The organism is Pseudomonas parafulva NBRC 16636 = DSM 17004, from assembly GCF_000730645.1.
Taxonomy (GTDB): Bacteria; Pseudomonadota; Gammaproteobacteria; order Pseudomonadales; family Pseudomonadaceae; genus Aquipseudomonas; species Aquipseudomonas parafulva.
On record NZ_BBIU01000009.1, the window covers coordinates 55,389 to 73,113 of the forward strand.

Genomic DNA, 17,725 nt, shown 5'->3' on the forward strand with positions numbered 1-17,725 from the left:
ATACCACGGCCGGCAAAAATGCCTACCGTGACAGCAGGCTTTAGTTATAAGATAACGTTTCATTAGACACTCACCTTGCCAGCGAAATTTCATGACAAGCGCAAACGCCACCCCCACCCTGCTCACCCAGCGCCTGCAGAGCATCGATGCCCTGCGCGGGCTGGTGATGCTGTTCATGCTTCTGGACCATGTGCGCGAAACGTTCTTCCTGCACAAACAGGTCAGCGACCCGATGGCCATCGACACCACCGAGCCCGCGCTGTTCGTCAGCCGCACCCTCGCCCACCTGTGCGCCCCGGTGTTCGTCCTGCTCACCGGGCTGTCTGCCTGGCTGTACGGCGAGAAGCACCAAGGCCGTGCCGATGTCGCGGCCTTTCTGTTCAAGCGCGGGCTGTTTCTGGTGGTGCTGGAGTTCACGCTGGTCAACTTCGCCTGGACATTCCAGCTGCCGCCTACAGTCATCTACCTGCAGGTGATCTGGGCCATAGGCATCAGCATGATCGCCCTGTCGCTGCTGGTATGGCTGCCACGGGCCGCTTTGCTGGCGCTGGGCGCGCTCATCATTGCCGGGCACAACCTGCTGGACGGCGTGCATTTCGATGCAGGCGCCGCTCTGCATGTGCCTTGGGCGATCCTGCATGACCGTGGCTGGCTGGAGGTGTCGGAGCACCTGCGCCTGCGCACCTCCTACCCGGTGTTGCCGTGGGTGGGTGTGATCGCCCTTGGCTATGGCCTTGGGCCTTGGTTTGGCCGCGCCAGCCAACCTGCGCAGCGTCAGCAACGCCTGCTGCTGGCTGGCGCAGGCACGTTGCTGGGCTTTGTGTTGCTGCGCCTGTTCAACGGCTATGGCGAAGCGCCCTGGGCGGCCTACCCGAATGTTGTGCAAACCCTCATGAGCCTGTTCAACATCACCAAATACCCCCCGTCGCTGTTGTTCCTGGCCTTGACGCTGGGCACCGGCCTGTTGCTGCTGCGCGGCTTCGAGCGCGCCGGCCAGGCCCGCTGGGTCGCTGCGCTGGCCGTGCTGGGGGCGGCGCCGATGTTCTTCTACCTGCTGCACCTGTACGTGCTCAAGGTGCTGTACCTGGCAGCGGTCGCTGTGTTTGGCCTGAACCAAGGCGCGTACTTCGGCTTCGACAGCATTGGCGCCGTTTGGGTGGGGGCGGCATTGCTGGCCCTGGCGCTGTACCTGCCCACCCGTGGGTTCGCCCGCCTGAAGGCGCGCAGGCGGGACATTGCCTGGCTGAAGTATTTCTAAAAGCGTTTCACCCGGCGGCGTGATGGTCTACCATGCGTGCCGCCGGTTTCCATCACGGAATCAATAGGGAATCCCGGGCCCCGTTCCACAGGGCCAAACGGAACTGCCCCCGCAACTGTAAGTGCCGAGCCTGCTCCCTGCATGCCACTGGGTCACACACCCGGGAAGGTCGGAGCCAGGCCATGACGCACCAGTCAGGAGACCTGCCGGCACCTATATCACCAACCGGCGGGGTGTCCGGGATGGGCTTTGCGTTTTGCCTTCTGCTAGCGGCAGGGGCTCGGCGATGCCTGCCCGCACGTTCCTTCCGTGAACTGCCCGATAGGAGATCGCCCCGCATGCTGCCCCGTATTGCCACCCTGCTCGCCGGCCTGGGCTTCGCCGGCCTGGCCCAGGCTGCCGCTACCCACTACCCGCTGACCCTCGACAACTGTGGCAAGCCGCAGACCTTCGACCACGCGCCGCAGCGGGCCGTGACCATCGGCCAGGCCGGCAGCGAGATGCTCTACGCACTGGGGCTGGGCGACAAGCTGGTGGGCACCTCGCTGTGGTTCAACGACGTGCTGCCTGAGTACCAGGCGCAGAACGCCAAGGTGCCGCGCCTGGCCGACAACGACCCCAGCTTCGAAGCCGTGGTGGGCAAGCGCCCGCAACTGGTGGCTACCCAGTTCGAGTGGATGATCGGCGCCCAGGGTGTGGTGGGTACCCGGGAACAGTTCGACGAGTTGCGCATACCGACCTACGTGATGCCGTCGGACTGTGAAGGCAAGGACAACCTGGTGGGGGCCGATGGCACGCGCCTGCAGGCCTTTCAGGTAGACAGCATCTACAAAACCGTCAGCCAGCTGGCCGAAATCTTCGATGTGCAAGACCGCGGCACTGCCCTGAACGCCGAGTTGAAAGGCCGGCTGAACAGCGCCCTGGGGCAACTGGCGGGCAAGGACCTGTCGCAGACCTCGGCGCTGTTCTGGTTCTCCAGCGCCGACCTGGACATCGACCCCTACGTGGCCGGGCGCCAGGGCGTGGCCGACTTCATGCTGCGCACCTTGGGGGTACGCAACGTGGTCGAATCCACTGAAGAATGGCCGACCGTAGGCTGGGAAACCCTGGCCAAGGCCAACCCGACCTGGTTGATCGTCGCACGCATGGACCGCCGCCGCTTCCCGGCCGACGATTACCAGAAAAAACTCGAATTCCTGCGTAATGACCCGGTCACCCGCAACATGGATGCGGTGAAAAACGGGCGCATCATTGTGCTGGATGCTGAAGCCATGCAAGCCGGCATCCGCCTGTTCCGTGGCCTGCAAACCCTGGCAACGGCGTTCGCCAGCGGTCACGCAGCCCAGTGACCAGCCGCCTGCCCTTCACCGCCGTGGCGGCCGTGGCCGCCCTGCTGACTGCCTTGCTGGCAGGCACCGCCATTGGTGAAAGCAACCTGTCACCCAGCCTGGTTGGCCAGGTGCTGGCCAACCACCTGTGGCAGGCGGGCTACGCGGTGGACCCGATTGATGCCGGCATCGTCTGGAACTACCGCCTGACCCGCACCCTGGTGGCCGCAGCCTGCGGCGCTGGCCTGGCGACCTGCGGCGTGATTCTCCAGGCCCTGCTGCGCAACCCGCTGGCCGAGCCCTATCTGCTGGGCCTGTCGGCAGGTGCCTCGACCGGCGCAGTGCTGGTCGGCTTGCTGGGCCTGGGCAGCATGGCGTTGAACATGTCGGCAGGGGCATTCATAGGCGCTCTGGCGGCATTCGCCCTGGTGCTGGTACTGGCCCGGGCCGCCAGCCCGGCCGGCAACAACGCCCAGGTCATTCTGGCGGGCATTGCCGGCTCGCAGCTGTTCAACGCCCTCACCGCCTTCCTCATCACTAAGTCGGCCACCGCCGAGCAGGCGCGGGGCATTCTGTTCTGGTTGCTGGGTAACCTGAGCGGTGTGCGATGGCCGTCAGTGTGGCTGGCGGTACCGGTCGCAGTGCTGGGTTTGCTGGTATGCCTGTGGCACCGCCGGGCGCTGGATGCATTCACCTTCGGCGCCGATTCTGCAGCTTCACTGGGCATCCCGGTGCGGCGCACGCAGTTGCTGCTGATCAGCTGCGCGGCACTGGTGACGGCGGTGATGGTATCGATCGTGGGCGCCATTGGTTTCGTCGGCCTGGTCATTCCCCATGCCCTGCGCTTGCTGTTAGGCCCCGGTCACGGGCGCCTGTTGCCCGCCAGCGCACTGGGCGGCGCATTGTTCCTGGTAGCGGCCGACATTCTTTCGCGCACGTTGATTGCCGGGCAGGTCATCCCCGTGGGGGTGGTGACTGCGCTGATCGGCGCGCCGGTGTTTGCGTTGATCCTGGTCGCAAGACGGGGGCACTCGTGACCGCCATGGCCCCTGCGCCCATCGCACCGCTGAGCTGCCAGGGCCTGGGGCTGGACCTGGCCGGCAACACCGTACTGGACGCCCTCGACCTGACCGTGCACGCCGGCGAGACCCTGGCTATCGTCGGGCCCAACGGCTCTGGCAAGTCCTCGCTGCTCAAGTTGCTGGCCGGGCTGCGCAAGCCCACCCGCGGCAGCGTACACCTGATGGGCCAACCGTTGGCGCAGGTGCCCAGGCGCCAGATCGCCCAGGCCCTGGCATTGGTGGAGCAACAGGCTGATACGCTCGATGCGATCCGCGTGTTCGATGCCGTTGCCCTGGGCCGCACGCCATGGTTGTCGGCGCTTGCACCGTTCTGCGCAAACGACCGTGCCATCGTCGAACAGGCGTTGGCCGACGTGGATGCCCTGCACCTGCGCGGCCGGCTGTGGGGCGCGTTATCGGGTGGTGAACGCCAGCGCGTGCATATCGCCCGCGCCCTGGCCCAACAGCCGCGCCTGCTGCTGCTGGACGAGCCCACCAACCACCTGGATATCCAGCACCAGCTAAGCCTGTTGCACCAGGTGCAAGCCTTGCAGGTCACCACCGTGGTGGCCCTGCATGACCTCAACCAGGCCCTCACCTGCCACCGCGTGGCGGTGCTCGACAAAGGCCGCCTGGTTGCCTTGGGCAAGCCGCTGGAGGTGCTCACGCCCCAGCGCCTGCTCGACACCTTCGGTGTGCATGCCCACTACCTCACCGACCCCTACGACGGCGCGCGCATCCTGCGCTTTCGCGCCCCTTGAACCAGGAAGTTCTGCCCATGTCGTTGCGCTCTGTTGCCTTGCTGCTCGCCAGCGCCCTGCTCGCCAGCGCCCTGCTCGCCCCCACAGCCCTGGCCGAGGTTCACGAAGTAAAAATGCTCAACCGCGGTGAGGCGGGGGCGATGGTCTATGAACCTGATCACCTGCGCATCGCACCGGGCGACACGGTGCGTTTCGTACCCACCCAGAGCGGGCACAACGCTGCGAGCGTGCCGGGTTTGATGCCAGAGGGCTCTACGGCTTTCAAGAGCAAGCTCAACCAGGTGTTCGAGCAGCGCTTTACTGTGCCGGGCTTGTACGGCGTGCAATGCATTCCGCACCTGGCGATGGGCATGGTCATGCTCATTCAGGTCGGTGACTTTACCGAGGCCGCGGTGCCGGCAAGCCTGCCGGCGAGGGCCAAGGCGCGCTTCGGGGCGCAATTGCAACAGCTGGCGGCCGGCCAGTGAGAAGGTTGTCACTGGCGCTGCCACTGGTGGCGATAGCCCCCTGGGCACAGGCCGAAAATGCCCAATCCCAAAGCCAGGGTTTTGTCCAGGACGCCAGCTGGAGCGTGCTCAACCGCAGTGTCTACGACCTGCGCGACTTCAAGCATGGCGGGCGCAACGGTGCCGCGCGCAATGCCTACAAGCCGCGCAACGCGCGTAACGGCAAGGCGGAAGAATGGGGCTACGGCCTGATGAGTACCTTCCAGTCTGGGTTCACCCAGGGGCTGGTGGGGGTGGGCGTGGATGCCCACGCTTACCTGGGCGTCAAGCTGGACAGCGGCGGCGGCCGGGCGGGCAAAGCGCGCCTGCTGGCCGTGGACAACGACGGGCACCCGCAGTCTGATTACAGCCGCGCAGGCGCCGCCGTGAAACTGCGCATTGCCAACACCGTGCTCACCTACGGCGAGCAGCGGGTGAAAACGCCGGTGTTCAGTGCCTCCGACAGCCGTTTGCTCCCGGAAACCTTCACCGGGTTCTTTCTGGCTAGTGATGAACTGGAAGCGCTCAGGCTGGTGGCCGGGCATTTCACCGAAAACGCCGACCGCAACGCCTCCAGCCATGGCCGGGGCTTTGCGGTCAATTACTCCAATGGCCGCCAGGGTAACCAGGTCGACCTGGCCGGCGCCATCTGGACGGCCAGCCCTGGCTTCAGCGCCAGCCTGTACACGTCGCGGTATGAGGACACCTGGAACCAGCACTACCTGGGCAGCACCCTGAGCCATGCCCTGGACGAGCAGCGCAGTGTCAGCCTGGACCTCAACCTGTACCGCACCACCGACACCGGCAAGGCACTGTCGGGGCGTATCGACAACACCACCTGGAGCCTGGTTTCGCGCTACAACCAGGGGCCTCACGGCTTCAGCCTGGGCTGGCAGCAGGTGCATGGAGACACACCGTTCGACTACGTCTCGCGGGGCGCCATCTACATCGCCAATGCGGTACAGATGTCCGACTTCAACGGGCCGAACGAAAAGTCCTGGCAGGCGCGCTACGACCTGGACATGGGTGCCTACGGCATCCCCGGCCTGGCGCTGACGGCGCTGTACGTACGCGGCTTCGGCATCGACGGCACCGGGGTAGACCCGGCAGGTGGCTATGCCTATCTGGGCTACGGCAAGGGCGGCAAGCACTGGGAGCGTGACCTCGAGGCCCGCTATGTGGTGCAGGGCGGCCGGGCCAAGGGCCTCACCTTCTCGGTCCGGCACAACGTGCACCGGGGTAACCAGGCGCAAGCCGAGCTGGATGTCGACCAGCTTCGGCTGGCGGTGGAATGGCCGTTGTCCGGGGGGTTATGACAGGGGTGGCTGGCTGTACGCCAGGTCGGCGAACGCGGCTTCGAGCTCCGCATCGACATGGCCAGCAGCCCTCACGCGGGTCTGCAGGTACTGCCTGACCGTGTTGGGCCAGCGCCCTTCACGGTGCGCCGCATTGATCAGGCTCCGGGCATCCTGCCGGGTGGCACCGCGCCACAGGTCCATCAGCCTGTTCTCAAAATCATCGGAGGTCCACCCCTCCAGGCGTGCTTCGAATTCGTCCAGCAACTTGAGCTTGTACAGGGCCATGTGTGGCATCGTCCTTCTCCCTCTGCAGCGATGAAAAATCCATGTCCTGGGAGGGTAAGCACGGCCTGGCAGGCAAGGAAATGAACGCGTGGATCACTGCCGCCAGGCGTGTGTAGGGCAATTCCGTAGGTTCAGCGCAGGGGCAGCTGCATGTGGGTGGTCTGCCACACCGGGTCTTGTTCAACGTCCACCACGCTGAAACCCTGGCGCTCCCAGAAGCGGATGGCGCCGGGCAGAAATGGATGGGTGTGCAGGTACAGGCAGTCTACCCCTTGCGCCTGGGCGTGCAGACGCAACCTGGCGAACAGCGCTGCTGCCAGGCCGTGCCTGCGGTAGGCCGGCAAGACGAACAGCCGCACCACCTCGACCACTTGGTGGGCACGGTAGCAGAGCTGGGCAAAGCGGTGATCGTAGGGCAGGTAGCCAATCACGGCCACCAGGCGCCCGCCGTCCCGCGCCTCCAGAAAACAGCCAGCGCCGTCCAGGTACGTGCTGGCGAAGTGCGCCAGGTCATGGGGCAAGGGCGTGCCGGCGAGCATCGGGAACAATTCGCGGCCGGCCGCTTCGACGAACGCCACCACTTCATCAATGGCGTCGCGTGGAACAGGTTGCAGGGTCAGGTCGGGCATGGGGCAGCCACCAGGCAATGGAGGCCAGGTTCTACCCCAGCCGCGCGGCCATAGCAAACGACAAGGCTCGTCGGCGTTGCGCAGACACCGTTATAATCGCCATCCTCACAGCCCGACCAGGCCACGCCATGCCTTGCCTCAACAAGTTGCTGTTGCCCCTGCTGCTGGCCCTCGCCGTTACCGCTTGCGATCAGAAACCCACCCGTGAAGAGCAGATCCTCGCGCGGCTGCCGCTGCAGGAGGCCTATACCCATAACATTGAGCGCATGGCTGCCCTGCTCGCTCGCACCCACCCTCGGTTGACACAGGCAAGCATCGAGCAGGTGCTGCGCAAACACCTCACGGTCGAGGACCAGCGCCAGGACCTGTTCCGGCTTTACAGCGAGAAAAACTTCAGCGATGCAGAGTTCGACACGATCGTCACAGCGCTGCAGGACCCGGCCAAGGCACGGGCTCTCGAGGACACGGAGAATGGCCGGCACCTGAGCGAAAAACTCACGTCGCTGATGCGCGATACCGCTGGGGACCCCAACGTGCAAGCCTTGGCCAAACAACGCATGCAGCAGGTGGAAGACGAACTGCGGAGGCTGGACAACGCCAGCCCTGCTGGGTGATAGGCCCGGAAGCGCTAATTGGGGTGCTTTGCGCCCCAACTCACCCGATGATGGCCATCTTGACGTCAAGCAGTTCCCCAAAGCACCGATAACCTGTAGGGTTATCGCCCTTTTTGCCGCATCTGTTCGCCTTCGAGGTCAGGATTGCCAAACGCCAAGCAAGGAATGCGGCTCGATCTGCGCACACTTATTCTGGTGCTTTGCGCCCTTACCGCGCTGGTGATGCTGTGCGCCAGCTATTTCGCCAGCTACCGGGTGCAGCGTCAGTTGCTGATCGATCACGCCTTGGAAGCCAACCGGGTCTATGCGGCAAAGCTGGCTGCCATCACTGAAACCTATATCCGCAACGCCCTGCAGCAACTGGCATTCAGCGCGGGTGTGCAGCGCCAGCAACTGGCCGACAGCGCTGCGCTACGGGCCGAAACCGACCGGGTGCTGGGCCAGAGCATGGCCTTCAACTCTACCTTCGTGATCGACGCGAACGGTGTACTGCTGTCGGTATCGCCTGCACACCTGCGGCACCTGGTGGGTGGGCGCATGCAGTCCCCCGGTGTAGAAGAAGCCCTGCACGAACGCCGCCCGCTGGTTTCCACCCCCTATGTCTCGGCAGCCAACAACCTGGTCGTGACATTGTCACAACCGATCTTCGACGCCGATGGGCGTTACCTGGGCTACGTGGCGGGAAGCCTTTACCTGCACGAGCGCAACATCCTCAACAGCCTGCTGGGCGAGCACTTTTACAAGGATGGCTCCTACCTGTACGTGGTCGACAGCCAGCGCCGCCTGCTGTACCACCCCAACCCGCAGCGGGTTGGCACAGTGGTGCAGAGCAACTCGCTGATCAACCAGCTGGGCACCTTGCGCAACGGCACCCGCCAACTGAGCAACAGCCAGGGGGTGGAGATGCTGGCAGGTTTCGCCACCGTGCCAAGTGCCGGCTGGGGCGTGGTGGCGCAGCAGCCCCTGACGCGCACACTGACACCACTGGGGGACCTCATCCTCAACGTGGTGGGTACATCGGCGCCTTTGGCCCTGGTGGGCTTCCTGCTGCTGTGGTGGCTGGCCCTGATCATCGCGCAGCCGTTGTGGCAACTGGCCGCCGGGGCCCGCACCATGGACAGCCCGGAAACCGCCGAGCGCCTGCGCCGGGTGCCTGCCTGGTACTTCGAGGCGGCCGAGCTCAAGCGCGCCCTGCTGTTCGGGCTGAACCTGCTGCAGGAACGCATTGGCCGGCTCAACCGCGACGCCCAGACCGACCCGCTCACAGGCCTTGTCAACCGTCGCGGCCTGGAGTTCAGCCTGGCACTGCTGCAGGCCGATGGCCGATCGTTCTCGGCCATCGTGCTGGACATCGACCACTTCAAACGGGTCAACGACAACCATGGCCATGAGGTGGGTGACCAGGTGCTGCGGCGCCTGGCAGAGCTGATGCGCGGCTGCTGCCGCGAGGGTGACCTGCTGTGCCGTACCGGCGGCGAGGAATTCCTCATGCTGTTGCCAGGCGCAGGCCTGGAGGTAGCGGCCAATGTGGCCGAGCGCCTGAGGCTGACGGTGCAGGATACTCCCGTGGAACCGGTAGGCGCGGTGACGGTGTCACTGGGCGTAGCGCGTTGGGATGCCAAGGGTGGCAATGAGCCTGCCGACGCGCTAGGTGCGGCTGACCGTGCGCTGTACCAGGCCAAGCAACAGGGGCGCAACCGGGTGGTTCACGCCTGACCTCCTGGCAGGCCGCCGCACCTGCGGTCGTATCAGGTATCCGAAGGTCGCCCTCGACAAAGCGGCCTGCGGGCAACGGCGATCTACTGGCAGACACATAAAAATGATGGGGCGGCCCGATCGCCCCACGTTCTTCATGACTGCCAATGGAAACCGGAGAGCACCCGCATGTCCGCAACTCATGAGGTATCCCCCGCCACCCTGCGTCGCGTCATCGCCGCTTCAGCCATCGGCAACTTCGTCGAATGGTTCGACTTTGCGGTGTATGGCTTTCTCGCCACCCTGATCGCCAGCCAGTTCTTTGCCAGCGAAGATGCCAGCGTGGCCTTGCTCAAGACGTTCGCCGTGTTTGCGGTGGCCTTTGCCCTGCGCCCGCTGGGCGGTATCGTGTTCGGCGCGCTGGGCGACCGCCTTGGGCGCAAGCGCATTCTGTCGTTGACCATCCTGCTGATGGCGGGCTCCACGACGCTCATCGGCCTGCTGCCCACCTACGCCAGCATCGGCCTGGCGGCGCCGGCGCTGCTTACGCTGGCGCGCTGCCTGCAGGGGTTTTCTGCCGGTGGCGAGTATGCCGGTGCCTGCGCCTACCTGATGGAGCATGCGCCTGACGACAAGCGTGCGTTCTATGGCAGCTTCGTACCGGTGTCCACTTTCTCCGCCTTTGCCTGCGCCGCGGTGATCGCCTATGGCCTGGAGGCCAGCCTGTCTGCCGAAGCCATGAGCGCCTGGGGCTGGCGTGTCCCCTTCCTGATCGCCGCCCCGTTGGGCCTGGTGGGCCTGTACCTGCGCTGGCGCATGGAAGAAACCCCGGCGTTCCGCGAGGCGCTTGCCCAGGGCAAGGTCCACGAGCATTCACCGCTCAAGGACACCTTGCGCCACCATGGCCGCACCATCCGCAACCTGGGTGCGTTCATCTCGCTGACCGCGCTGTCGTTCTACATGTTCACCACGTACTTCGCCACCTACCTGCAACTGGTGGGCAACCTGACCCGCGCCCAGTCGCTGCTGGTCACCACGGTGGCGCTGATCTTCGCCGCGGTGGGGTGCCCGCTGGCAGGGGCATTTTCCGACCGTGTGGGGCGGCGCAAGACCATCGGCTTCACCTGCCTGTGGGTGATGGCCTGCGTGTTCCCGGCCTATTGGCTGGCGAGCTCCGGTTCCATGCCCGGGGCACTGCTGGGGGTGATCCTGTTGGCGGTGGGCGCCCTGTGCAGCGGCGTGGTCACGGCAGCGCTGCTGTCCGAGAGCTTCCCCACCCGCACCCGCTATACCGCGTCGGCCATCACCTACAATGTGGCCTACACCCTGTTCGGCGGCACCGCCCCCCTGGTGGCGACGTGGCTGATCGGGCAGACCGGCAGCAGCCTGGCACCGGCCTTCTACCTGGTGGTGATCGCGTTGGTGGCCTTGATTGGCGGGCTGGCGCTGCCAGAAACGTCGCGCATTTCGCTGCATGACGAGGTGCCGACCGACCCGGCAGGCAGCGGCGCGCGTCCCGCGGTTTGAGGCAAGGGGGCCGCAGTGCGGCCCGGTTCGTTAATCGCACACTTTCGCCCGGCCAGCGCTGGGTGCAATTGACTAAATTAACCGGCTGGTACAAAACTGGAGGCATTCAACAACAACAAAGCGATACTCCCCATGAAGCCCCTCATTCTTGTGCTCAACGGCCCCAACCTGAACATGCTGGGTACCCGCGAACCCTCCCAGTACGGCTACGAGACACTGGCCGACCTGGCGCAGGGCTGTGCCGACACTGCCCAATCATTGAACCTGGACATCGAGTTCCGCCAGACCAACCACGAAGGCGAGCTGATCGACTGGATACATGCCGCCCGTGGCCGCTGCGCCGGTATCGTCATCAACCCCGGCGCCTGGACACACACCTCTGTGGCCATCCGCGATGCCTTGGTCGCCAGCGAGGTGCCGGTGATCGAGGTGCACCTGTCCAATGTGCACAAGCGTGAGCCTTTCAGGCACCTGTCGTTCATTTCATCCATCGCCGTCGGTGTTATCTGCGGCCTGGGTAGCCATGGCTACCGCATGGCCATCAGTCATTTCGGCGCGCTGTTGCAGGAGCGTGCGGCATGAGCCAGCAGGCAATCCTTGCCGGCCTCATCGGCCGTGGCATCCAACTGTCGCGCACCCCGGCGCTGCACGAGCACGAGGGGGATGCCCAAGCCTTGCGTTACCTGTATCGCCTGATTGATGCCGACCAGTTGCAGCTGGATGACAGCGCCCTGCCCAGCTTGCTCGATGGCGCGCAGCGCACCGGCTTTACCGGCTTGAACATCACCTACCCCTTCAAACAGTCGATTCTTCCACTGCTGGATGAGCTGTCCGAGGAAGCCAGGGGCATCGGCGCGGTCAACACCGTTGTGTTCAAGGATGGCAAACGCGTGGGCCACAACACCGACTGCCTGGGCTTTGCCGAGGGACTGCGCCGGGGCCTGCCAGACGTATCACGGCGGGTGGTGGTGCAGCTGGGGGCTGGCGGCGCGGGCTCGGCGGTGGCACACGCCCTGCTGGCCGAAGGGGTTGGCCAATTGGTGCTGTTCGAAGTGGACGCTGCGCGGGCTCAGGCCCTGGTCGACAACCTCAATGCCCATTTCGGCGCCGAGCGCGCGGTATTGGGTACTGACCTGGCCCCTGCCCTGGCAGACGCAGACGGTTTGGTCAACACCACGCCGGTCGGCATGGCCAAGCTGCCCGGCACCCCATTGCCGGTGGAGCTGTTGCACCCTGAGCTGTGGGTAGCAGAAATCATTTACTTCCCGCTGGAAACCGAATTGCTGCGCGCCGCGAGGGCCATTGGCTGTCGCACGCTCGATGGCAGCAACATGGCCGTATTCCAAGCGGTGAAGGCATTCGAGCTGTTCAGCGGAAAGCAAGCTGACGCCGCGCGCATGCAAGCGCATTTCGCCAGCTTTACTTGAAACCAAGGGCTGCCGCCCAGCCCTTGGGTGCGGTTCAATCGTCGAGGGGTTTTGGCGGGGCGGCGGGCTTCGCAGGTTTGGCTGGCTTGCCAGGCTTGCTTTCCTTGGCCCCCTCTTGCGGCGCCGCCGCTACCGGTTCTGGCGCCTTCACGGCTTTTTCAGTGGCGGGCAGATCGTCCACCGCCTTGAGAATCACCTGCGGGTCCAGCGCGTCACCGGTGTCATCATCCTTGAGCATGTGCCGCTCGCCGTCCTTGCCGACCAGAATCACCTTGGTGCCTTTGCTGGCACCGAGCTTCAACTCGCGGATCAGGGCCATGGTGGTCTGCTGCTCGAGATTCTTGTCATCACGCTTGCCCATCATCTGAGCCACACTGAACAACACCAGGCCCCGTTCCTTGAAGGCCGCCTGGGTCGCTGGGTCTTCGAATGCCTTGTTGACCGCCCTCAAGGTCGGGTCGGCACTGCTGGGGGCGATGATGACCAACGGCCTTGCCTTGCCCAGTTCCTTGGCCAGCGGTGCATCGCTGTCTGCAGCGAACAACGGGCTGGCAACGGCGAGCAGGGTGGCGAGGGTCAGTGACCGGACGAGCATGCGCATCTCCTTATTCTCTCGATAAACCAAAGACTACAGATCCTGGAGAAAGATCCGACGCGGGAGCCTAAACTAACTGGGCTGGCAATGGGCCTGCGCAAAAGTAACCTGGCGTTTCTAGCCACCACATGCAGACCAGGAAAAGCCCCCAACGCGTGCACCTGAGCATAGCCCAAACCTACATCGTTGCCCTGCCTGCACAGGTACAGTACACGCCTTCAACCTCAGTCAACGGCGGTATCCAGGGCATGCCGGGTCAGCTCCAGCATCAGCGTTCGCTCCGCTGCCTGGCGCTGGTCAGCGATGGTGGCGGTTTGCTCCAGGCGCTGCATCTCGCTGAGCCCTGGGGCTTCCTGCATGGCCTCCAGGCGCTCATGAAATGGGGCATTCAACGCCTCGAACCGCTCAGGGTAGGCACTGCGCAGGTGGCGGCACCAGAACTCTCGCCCCAGCAACGAAGCGGCCAGTTGCTCCGTGCTTTCGGCCGCCAGCACCCGACTGCGGGCCTGGCTGATGTGCCGCTCGTTAACACCGGCCACTTCGCGAAACGTCATGCCACGGGTGTTGACGGGGAGGTCCAGGTCGTCACGCAACGCGAGGCGATAGGCCAGCGCCACTTCGATCAGATCAGGGTCGGCACCGGAGCGCTGGCGCATCTGCATGTCCTCCATCGCGATGTGGTCCACTTCATCCATGCGCCACAGCTGCCTGCCCAGGTGCAGCAGCATCTGCTGCTGGTCGCCCGCCTGCACGCTGGCTTCGGCCTGCCACACCAACAGGCGCAGTTCCAGGTCGCTGAACCGGAGGGCGACACTGTCCTGGCAGGTAAGCTGCTCGGCGTCACTGAACATCGCGTCTCGCAGCTCCGCTGAATCACGCATGGCCTGCAATAGGCCCATGACCCGACAGGCCAGGTAGCGCGCGCCGGTGCGGTTCTGGAAGTCGGCGGTTTCCGTCAAGCGCTGCAACAAGTTGAAAAACTGCGCAGCGCCTTGCATAGCCTGCAGCGGCTCCCAACATGCACCCAGTTCCGTGCGCTGGTCCATGCCGATGGCGTCCATCCAGCGCAAGCGGGCCAACGCCCAGGCGCGGGCATCGTCCAGCGAGGCCGCCGACTGCAGCGCCTCCTGCAGCCGCTCGCGCTCGGCGTCGGTCAAGGGGTTGCCACTGAGGTGCACCTCGCCCTGCACCCACAAGGGCGACTCGTAGAAGCCTTCGGGCAATTCGGTGATCTGGTTGTCACGCAGGTCCAATACCCTCAGCGAGGTGTTTTCCATCAACAGGTAAGGAAGGCTGCGCAGCTGGGTACCGGCCAACCGCAGCTCGTGCAGGTGGATCAGGCCATTGACCGCGAACGGCCTGCCCAGCGGGTTGCGCGACAGGTCGAGAAAGCGCAGGTTGGCGCAACTGGCAAGGATGGTCGCCTGGCCCGGGTCCAGGCTGATGAGGTTGCAGGAAAGGTCGAGTGTCCAGAGGTTTTCCATCTGCAGCAATGCCTGTGGGACCCGCGGCAGACGGTTGTTGGGCATCTCCAGCGACCGCACATTGGAAAACGCCCGCAGAAAGCTTTCGGGCAGCTGGGTGATGTGAGCGTCACGCAGGGTCAGCGAATACACATGGTCGAAGTTGGCCTGTTCAGGCAGCTCCGGGAAGGTTTCGGTGTGAATGCCAATCATGTCCCAACGGTATGCCTGGATCAGGTCGTTGCCATGGGTGCCCTGATCAAGCACGTGCTGCCAGCAGTTCTGCAAGGCCTGCCGAAGCTCACGGCGCCGCTGCCGTTCTGCACGTGTGGCGCCGCGGCTGGTCCACAGGCGCAGCTGAACATTGATCTGCTCGAACTCCTGCTCCACTTGATGCAGGCGTGCCTCCACGCCCCCTGGCGCCTCTTGCGCCTGGGCCAGCCAGGCATCGAGCTGACCATCGGTATAGGTTGGGTAGAGTAACCGCAGCCTGCGATGATAGGGGTTGGGGCGCCGGCTCCTGCGCCCGCTCAACGGGTAGCCAACCCGGCCATCCGGCAGGCGGACCGGCATCCGCCAGGCACCAGGGTCGCTGCTGCCCAGCAATCCCGGCAACGTCGTGCGGTTGGCTTCGGTGAGCCGCAGCACCCGGGCTTGCAAGTGCTCGGCGAAAGGGGCTTCAAGCTGCAGGGTAGCGAGGTCTGCCTGGTCGCACACGCTGGCCATGACCTGGAACAACTCACCCGCAGGTGCCAGCACCCGGCCTTGTGCGTCGAGCACGCTGAACAGGCCATCGTCGTAAAGCACGTCCAGCACCCGCTGCCCCGACCGAGTGTCAGCCAGCAGGGCACCCCTCGCCTGGCTGCTGAACAGCCGCCAGCGGATCCCGGCCGAAGCGCCTGCCAGCTGACGCAACATACCGAACGCCAGCCGTGCCACATCAGGGCTCTGGGGGGTATCGAAGTACAGCGCTTCGAGTGCCCGGTCCAGGCGTATCTGCAGCGAGCGTACCCGCGCGGCCTCGGCCAACTGCAGCGGTACACGCCCCGTCAGCCTCAGCCGCTCCAGGTCTGCCTGGCTGGCACGGCGCAACAAGCCTTGCGCAGCGCTGCCATACAAGCGGGGGAAAACACGTCGTAGCGCACGGCAGCCTTCATCATCCGGTTGCGGCAGGGCCTGGTACAGGCGATGCAGCAATGGCCGCCGTTGCGCGTGTATCCAGTTGGCCAACTGCTCATGCGTGCGGCCTTGCTCGAATGGGGGCGTAATCACGTCGTCAAACCACTGTAGGTCGTCGGCAGGCCCACCAGCACGCAGCTGCGCAACCAGCCCGCGCAAACGTTGCTCAAGCCCTGCCCGTAGCGCTGTATCGATCAGACCGGGGGCACAGGCATCCGCGCTCAGGTGCAATGCTCGCAGCTGTGCATCGTCCAGGCCGTGAACAGCCAGCACGTGGTCGATAGCGCTGTCGTCCAGTTCGGCCATCGGGCCGCCTAGGCGCCGGAACAGGTAGCGTGTACCTTGCCAGTCCATGGGCGACTCGCTCCACAGCCGCCAGGCACCGGCCCCATTGTGTTGCAGCAAAGGGCCATACCCGTCACGGGGCAGCAGTTGCCACTGCCCATCGGTGGGGCGTTGCTGCACGCGGTACGCCTGCCCGTCCATACGTATCCAGGCATGCGCGTCGGTGCGGCTGACGCCTTGGGCATCGGTGACGGCATGCCTAGGTGGTTGTTCGCTGTGGAACGGGGCCAGGTCTCCCGCCCACAAGCGCTCGCCGCCGCCCTGGACGTTGGCCTGGACCAGGCTGTCTACCCATGCGGAGCGCTTCCAGGCTTGGCGCACCACGTGCACGCCGGCAGCGCCAGCCGCCACCAGTGCCAGGTCGGTGGCCACGTGGTCGAGGTGCTCCAAAGCCTGCTCGGCCTCACCCTCATGCCAGGCGTCCAGCGCATAGAAGGCCTCTTGCAACAGGCTCCATACCGTCACAGCCAACAGCACAGCGCCGATGCCCGGCACCCACAGGCTGGCAAGCCCCAGCAATGTCCAGCCCTCAGCCGCAAGGCGCTGCTCGTGAGCCTGCTCGCGGTCGCGGTCCAGTTGCTGGACGGGCGGTAGCAATGTGGCTGCATCGGATTGGATCTGCGCGATGCGGGCGAGCGCAAGGCTCTCAAACAGCGGCCCGGGCAATGGATAGGCGCGGGGGTACAGGTCGGCGGTGGCCCATGCCGGGATATCGTGATAGAAGCGGGTGGCGAGCTTGGCGAAAAACCCCTGGCTGTCACGACGGCGCACGAAACGGGCGAAGAATTGCTGGTAGGGCTTTTCACGCAGACGGGCGTTCAGCACCTTGCGGGCAAAACGCGCCAGGTTTTCTGCAGCGCTCCAGGCGCCCTGCGGGTCGCCAGGGATGTACACCAGTACACGCCGGCTGGACGTATAGAACGGTGCCAGCGACTCGTCTCGCACGTCCAACACCACAATCTGCTGCAACGGGCAGCCCAGCACTTCGAGGTTTTTCGCAACCACGCGATCGCCTTGCAGGGGCCCCAACCGGCCATCACGCCAAAGGTTGATCAGCAAACCCAGTTCCGCCTCGGTCAATACGCCACGCGCACGGGCCTTGAATGCGTCGATCAGCATCTCGTGCCGGGTCAGTTCCCCCAGCACCGCAACCATGGCCGCGGGGGCAAGGTGGGCCTGCAGATGCGCCTGATAGCGCGCTCCAAGGTCCAGCTCGCGAACCAGGCGGGCGAACTGGGCAGCGTGAGGTTCACGCAAACGCTGCCCTGCCCCGTCGTGCAATCCGGCCCCGGGCGCAAGGATGCCTGGCGTGGCTTCGTCAGCGGTGAAATTGCGCAGCACAGCTTCCAGCAGCGGGATCTGGTAATACACCCGTTGGGTCAGCGGCACGCGAATCGGGGCGTAGGTCAGCAAGGGCACCTGGTAGGCATTGCGAAACCACAATTGATCCACTGGCACACTCACCCCATGGCGCTGGGCGAGGGCCGCTTGCAACAGGGGGGTGACGAAGTGATCGATGCCCTCGATAGCCGCCCAGCGCACACTGAGCCGCTGCCGGCAGGCCAGGCTGCTGCGCAGCGCCTGGCACACGATGGGCATGTGCTGATGGCTGACAGCCTTGAGCCAGGTGGGCAGTTGCGCGGCGAGAAGCCGGTCCTGGCCCGCTTGCTCGAGCAGGTTGGGTTGAGTGGTGGTGTCCATCCGGTGCTCCCGCAATGTCGATACGGGTGCCAGGGTATGCAAAGGTCGCCCCATTGAAGTGGCGACCTACTACC

General features: G+C 64.9%; 15 protein-coding genes and 1 riboswitch. Of the genes, 11 read left to right on the plus strand and 4 right to left on the minus strand.

Translation table 11 applies throughout. The features are described 5' to 3' along the window. Nucleotides 1-91 precede the first annotated feature (91 nt). From PPA02S_RS07660 to PPA02S_RS07685, 6 genes are all read left to right on the plus strand, one after another. Nucleotides 92-1,258 carry an acetyltransferase domain-containing protein gene (locus tag PPA02S_RS07660; protein WP_028634456.1) on the plus strand — a complete coding sequence of 389 codons (1,167 nt, stop codon included), beginning with the start codon at nt 92-94 and terminating at the stop codon, nt 1,256-1,258. Nucleotides 1,259-1,284: 26 nt separating this feature from the next. Beyond that, nucleotides 1,285-1,483: riboswitch (cobalamin riboswitch) on the plus strand. 113 nt (nt 1,484-1,596) lie between these two features. Beyond that, nucleotides 1,597-2,607 carry an ABC transporter substrate-binding protein gene (locus tag PPA02S_RS07665; RefSeq protein ID WP_028634457.1) on the plus strand — a complete coding sequence of 337 codons (1,011 nt, stop codon included), beginning with the start codon at nt 1,597-1,599 and terminating at the stop codon, nt 2,605-2,607. After that, nucleotides 2,604-3,623 (plus strand): FecCD family ABC transporter permease, encoded by a 1,020-nt coding sequence (locus PPA02S_RS07670; RefSeq protein WP_028634458.1) that lies wholly within the window; start codon nt 2,604-2,606, stop codon nt 3,621-3,623. Before PPA02S_RS07665 ends, PPA02S_RS07670 begins: the two co-directional genes overlap by 4 nt. A 5-nt stretch (nt 3,624-3,628) precedes the next feature. After that, entirely contained in the window at nt 3,629-4,408 is a 780-nt protein-coding gene (locus PPA02S_RS07675) for an ABC transporter ATP-binding protein (RefSeq protein WP_033728111.1), read from the plus strand. A 17-nt stretch (nt 4,409-4,425) separates the two neighbouring features. After that, a complete protein-coding gene (locus PPA02S_RS07680; RefSeq protein ID WP_028634460.1) occupies nt 4,426-4,875 on the plus strand; it encodes a pseudoazurin in 450 nt (149 codons plus the stop codon). Beyond that, nucleotides 4,872-6,209 (plus strand): OprD family porin, encoded by a 1,338-nt coding sequence (locus PPA02S_RS07685; RefSeq protein ID WP_028634461.1) that lies wholly within the window; start codon nt 4,872-4,874, stop codon nt 6,207-6,209. Before PPA02S_RS07680 ends, PPA02S_RS07685 begins: the two co-directional genes overlap by 4 nt. Here PPA02S_RS07685 and PPA02S_RS07690 read toward each other — a convergent pair. Together PPA02S_RS07690 and PPA02S_RS07695 are read right to left on the minus strand one after the other, a co-directional pair. After that, the gene (locus tag PPA02S_RS07690) at nt 6,204-6,476 is read right to left on the minus strand and encodes a hypothetical protein (protein WP_060481210.1); all 273 of its coding nucleotides are present in this window, start codon (nt 6,474-6,476) and stop codon (nt 6,204-6,206) included. The genes PPA02S_RS07685 and PPA02S_RS07690 overlap by 6 nt on opposite strands. Before the next feature lie 131 nt (nt 6,477-6,607). Further along, the gene (locus tag PPA02S_RS07695; RefSeq protein WP_028634462.1) at nt 6,608-7,105 is read right to left on the minus strand and encodes a GNAT family N-acetyltransferase; all 498 of its coding nucleotides are present in this window, start codon (nt 7,103-7,105) and stop codon (nt 6,608-6,610) included. Between the two features lie 128 nt (nt 7,106-7,233). Here PPA02S_RS07695 and PPA02S_RS07700 point away from each other — a divergent pair, with 128 nt between their 5' ends. The 5 genes from PPA02S_RS07700 to PPA02S_RS07720 all read left to right on the plus strand — a co-directional run bounded on the left by PPA02S_RS07700 (nt 7,234) and on the right by PPA02S_RS07720 (nt 12,368). Further along, entirely contained in the window at nt 7,234-7,719 is a 486-nt protein-coding gene (locus tag PPA02S_RS07700; protein WP_028634463.1) for a hypothetical protein, read from the plus strand. A gap of 165 nt (nt 7,720-7,884) precedes the next feature. Next, nucleotides 7,885-9,435 carry a sensor domain-containing diguanylate cyclase gene (locus PPA02S_RS07705; protein WP_428829805.1) on the plus strand — a complete coding sequence of 517 codons (1,551 nt, stop codon included), beginning with the start codon at nt 7,885-7,887 and terminating at the stop codon, nt 9,433-9,435. 168 nt (nt 9,436-9,603) lie between these two features. Next, nucleotides 9,604-10,941, plus strand: a complete 1,338-nt coding sequence (locus PPA02S_RS07710; RefSeq protein WP_028634465.1) for an MFS transporter — start codon at nt 9,604-9,606, stop codon at nt 10,939-10,941. Between the two features lie 132 nt (nt 10,942-11,073). Further along, nucleotides 11,074-11,523 (plus strand): type II 3-dehydroquinate dehydratase, encoded by a 450-nt coding sequence (aroQ, locus tag PPA02S_RS07715; protein WP_028634466.1) that lies wholly within the window; start codon nt 11,074-11,076, stop codon nt 11,521-11,523. Beyond that, nucleotides 11,520-12,368 carry a shikimate dehydrogenase gene (locus PPA02S_RS07720; protein ID WP_028634467.1) on the plus strand — a complete coding sequence of 283 codons (849 nt, stop codon included), beginning with the start codon at nt 11,520-11,522 and terminating at the stop codon, nt 12,366-12,368. The genes aroQ and PPA02S_RS07720 overlap by 4 nt, the downstream gene beginning before the upstream one ends. Nucleotides 12,369-12,402: 34 nt before the next feature. Here PPA02S_RS07720 and PPA02S_RS07725 read toward each other — a convergent pair whose 3' ends face one another. Beyond that, a complete protein-coding gene (locus PPA02S_RS07725; protein WP_028634468.1) occupies nt 12,403-12,963 on the minus strand; it encodes a DUF4174 domain-containing protein in 561 nt (186 codons plus the stop codon). A 224-nt stretch (nt 12,964-13,187) separates the two neighbouring features. Further along, nucleotides 13,188-17,651, minus strand: a complete 4,464-nt coding sequence (locus PPA02S_RS07730) for an NEL-type E3 ubiquitin ligase domain-containing protein (protein ID WP_028634469.1) — start codon at nt 17,649-17,651, stop codon at nt 13,188-13,190. Between the last annotated feature and the right edge of the window lie 74 nt (nt 17,652-17,725).

What these genes read in the sequence shown, in the direction of transcription:
- PPA02S_RS07690 (WP_060481210.1), bottom strand. Translation starts at nt 6,476, where the DNA reads ATGGCCCTGTACAAGCTCAAGTTGCTGGACGAATTCGAAGCACGCCTG.
- PPA02S_RS07725 (WP_028634468.1), bottom strand. Translation starts at nt 12,963, where the DNA reads ATGCTCGTCCGGTCACTGACCCTCGCCACCCTGCTCGCCGTTGCCAGC.
- PPA02S_RS07695 (WP_028634462.1), bottom strand. Translation starts at nt 7,105, where the DNA reads ATGCCCGACCTGACCCTGCAACCTGTTCCACGCGACGCCATTGATGAA.
- PPA02S_RS07710 (WP_028634465.1), top strand. Translation starts at nt 9,604, where the DNA reads ATGTCCGCAACTCATGAGGTATCCCCCGCCACCCTGCGTCGCGTCATC.
- PPA02S_RS07660 (WP_028634456.1), top strand. Translation starts at nt 92, where the DNA reads ATGACAAGCGCAAACGCCACCCCCACCCTGCTCACCCAGCGCCTGCAG.
- PPA02S_RS07720 (WP_028634467.1), top strand. Translation starts at nt 11,520, where the DNA reads ATGAGCCAGCAGGCAATCCTTGCCGGCCTCATCGGCCGTGGCATCCAA.
- aroQ (WP_028634466.1), top strand. Translation starts at nt 11,074, where the DNA reads ATGAAGCCCCTCATTCTTGTGCTCAACGGCCCCAACCTGAACATGCTG.
- PPA02S_RS07730 (WP_028634469.1), bottom strand. Translation starts at nt 17,651, where the DNA reads ATGGACACCACCACTCAACCCAACCTGCTCGAGCAAGCGGGCCAGGAC.
- PPA02S_RS07665 (WP_028634457.1), top strand. Translation starts at nt 1,597, where the DNA reads ATGCTGCCCCGTATTGCCACCCTGCTCGCCGGCCTGGGCTTCGCCGGC.
- PPA02S_RS07700 (WP_028634463.1), top strand. Translation starts at nt 7,234, where the DNA reads ATGCCTTGCCTCAACAAGTTGCTGTTGCCCCTGCTGCTGGCCCTCGCC.
- PPA02S_RS07705 (WP_428829805.1), top strand. Translation starts at nt 7,885, where the DNA reads ATGCGGCTCGATCTGCGCACACTTATTCTGGTGCTTTGCGCCCTTACC.
- PPA02S_RS07680 (WP_028634460.1), top strand. Translation starts at nt 4,426, where the DNA reads ATGTCGTTGCGCTCTGTTGCCTTGCTGCTCGCCAGCGCCCTGCTCGCC.
- PPA02S_RS07675 (WP_033728111.1), top strand. Translation starts at nt 3,629, where the DNA reads ATGGCCCCTGCGCCCATCGCACCGCTGAGCTGCCAGGGCCTGGGGCTG.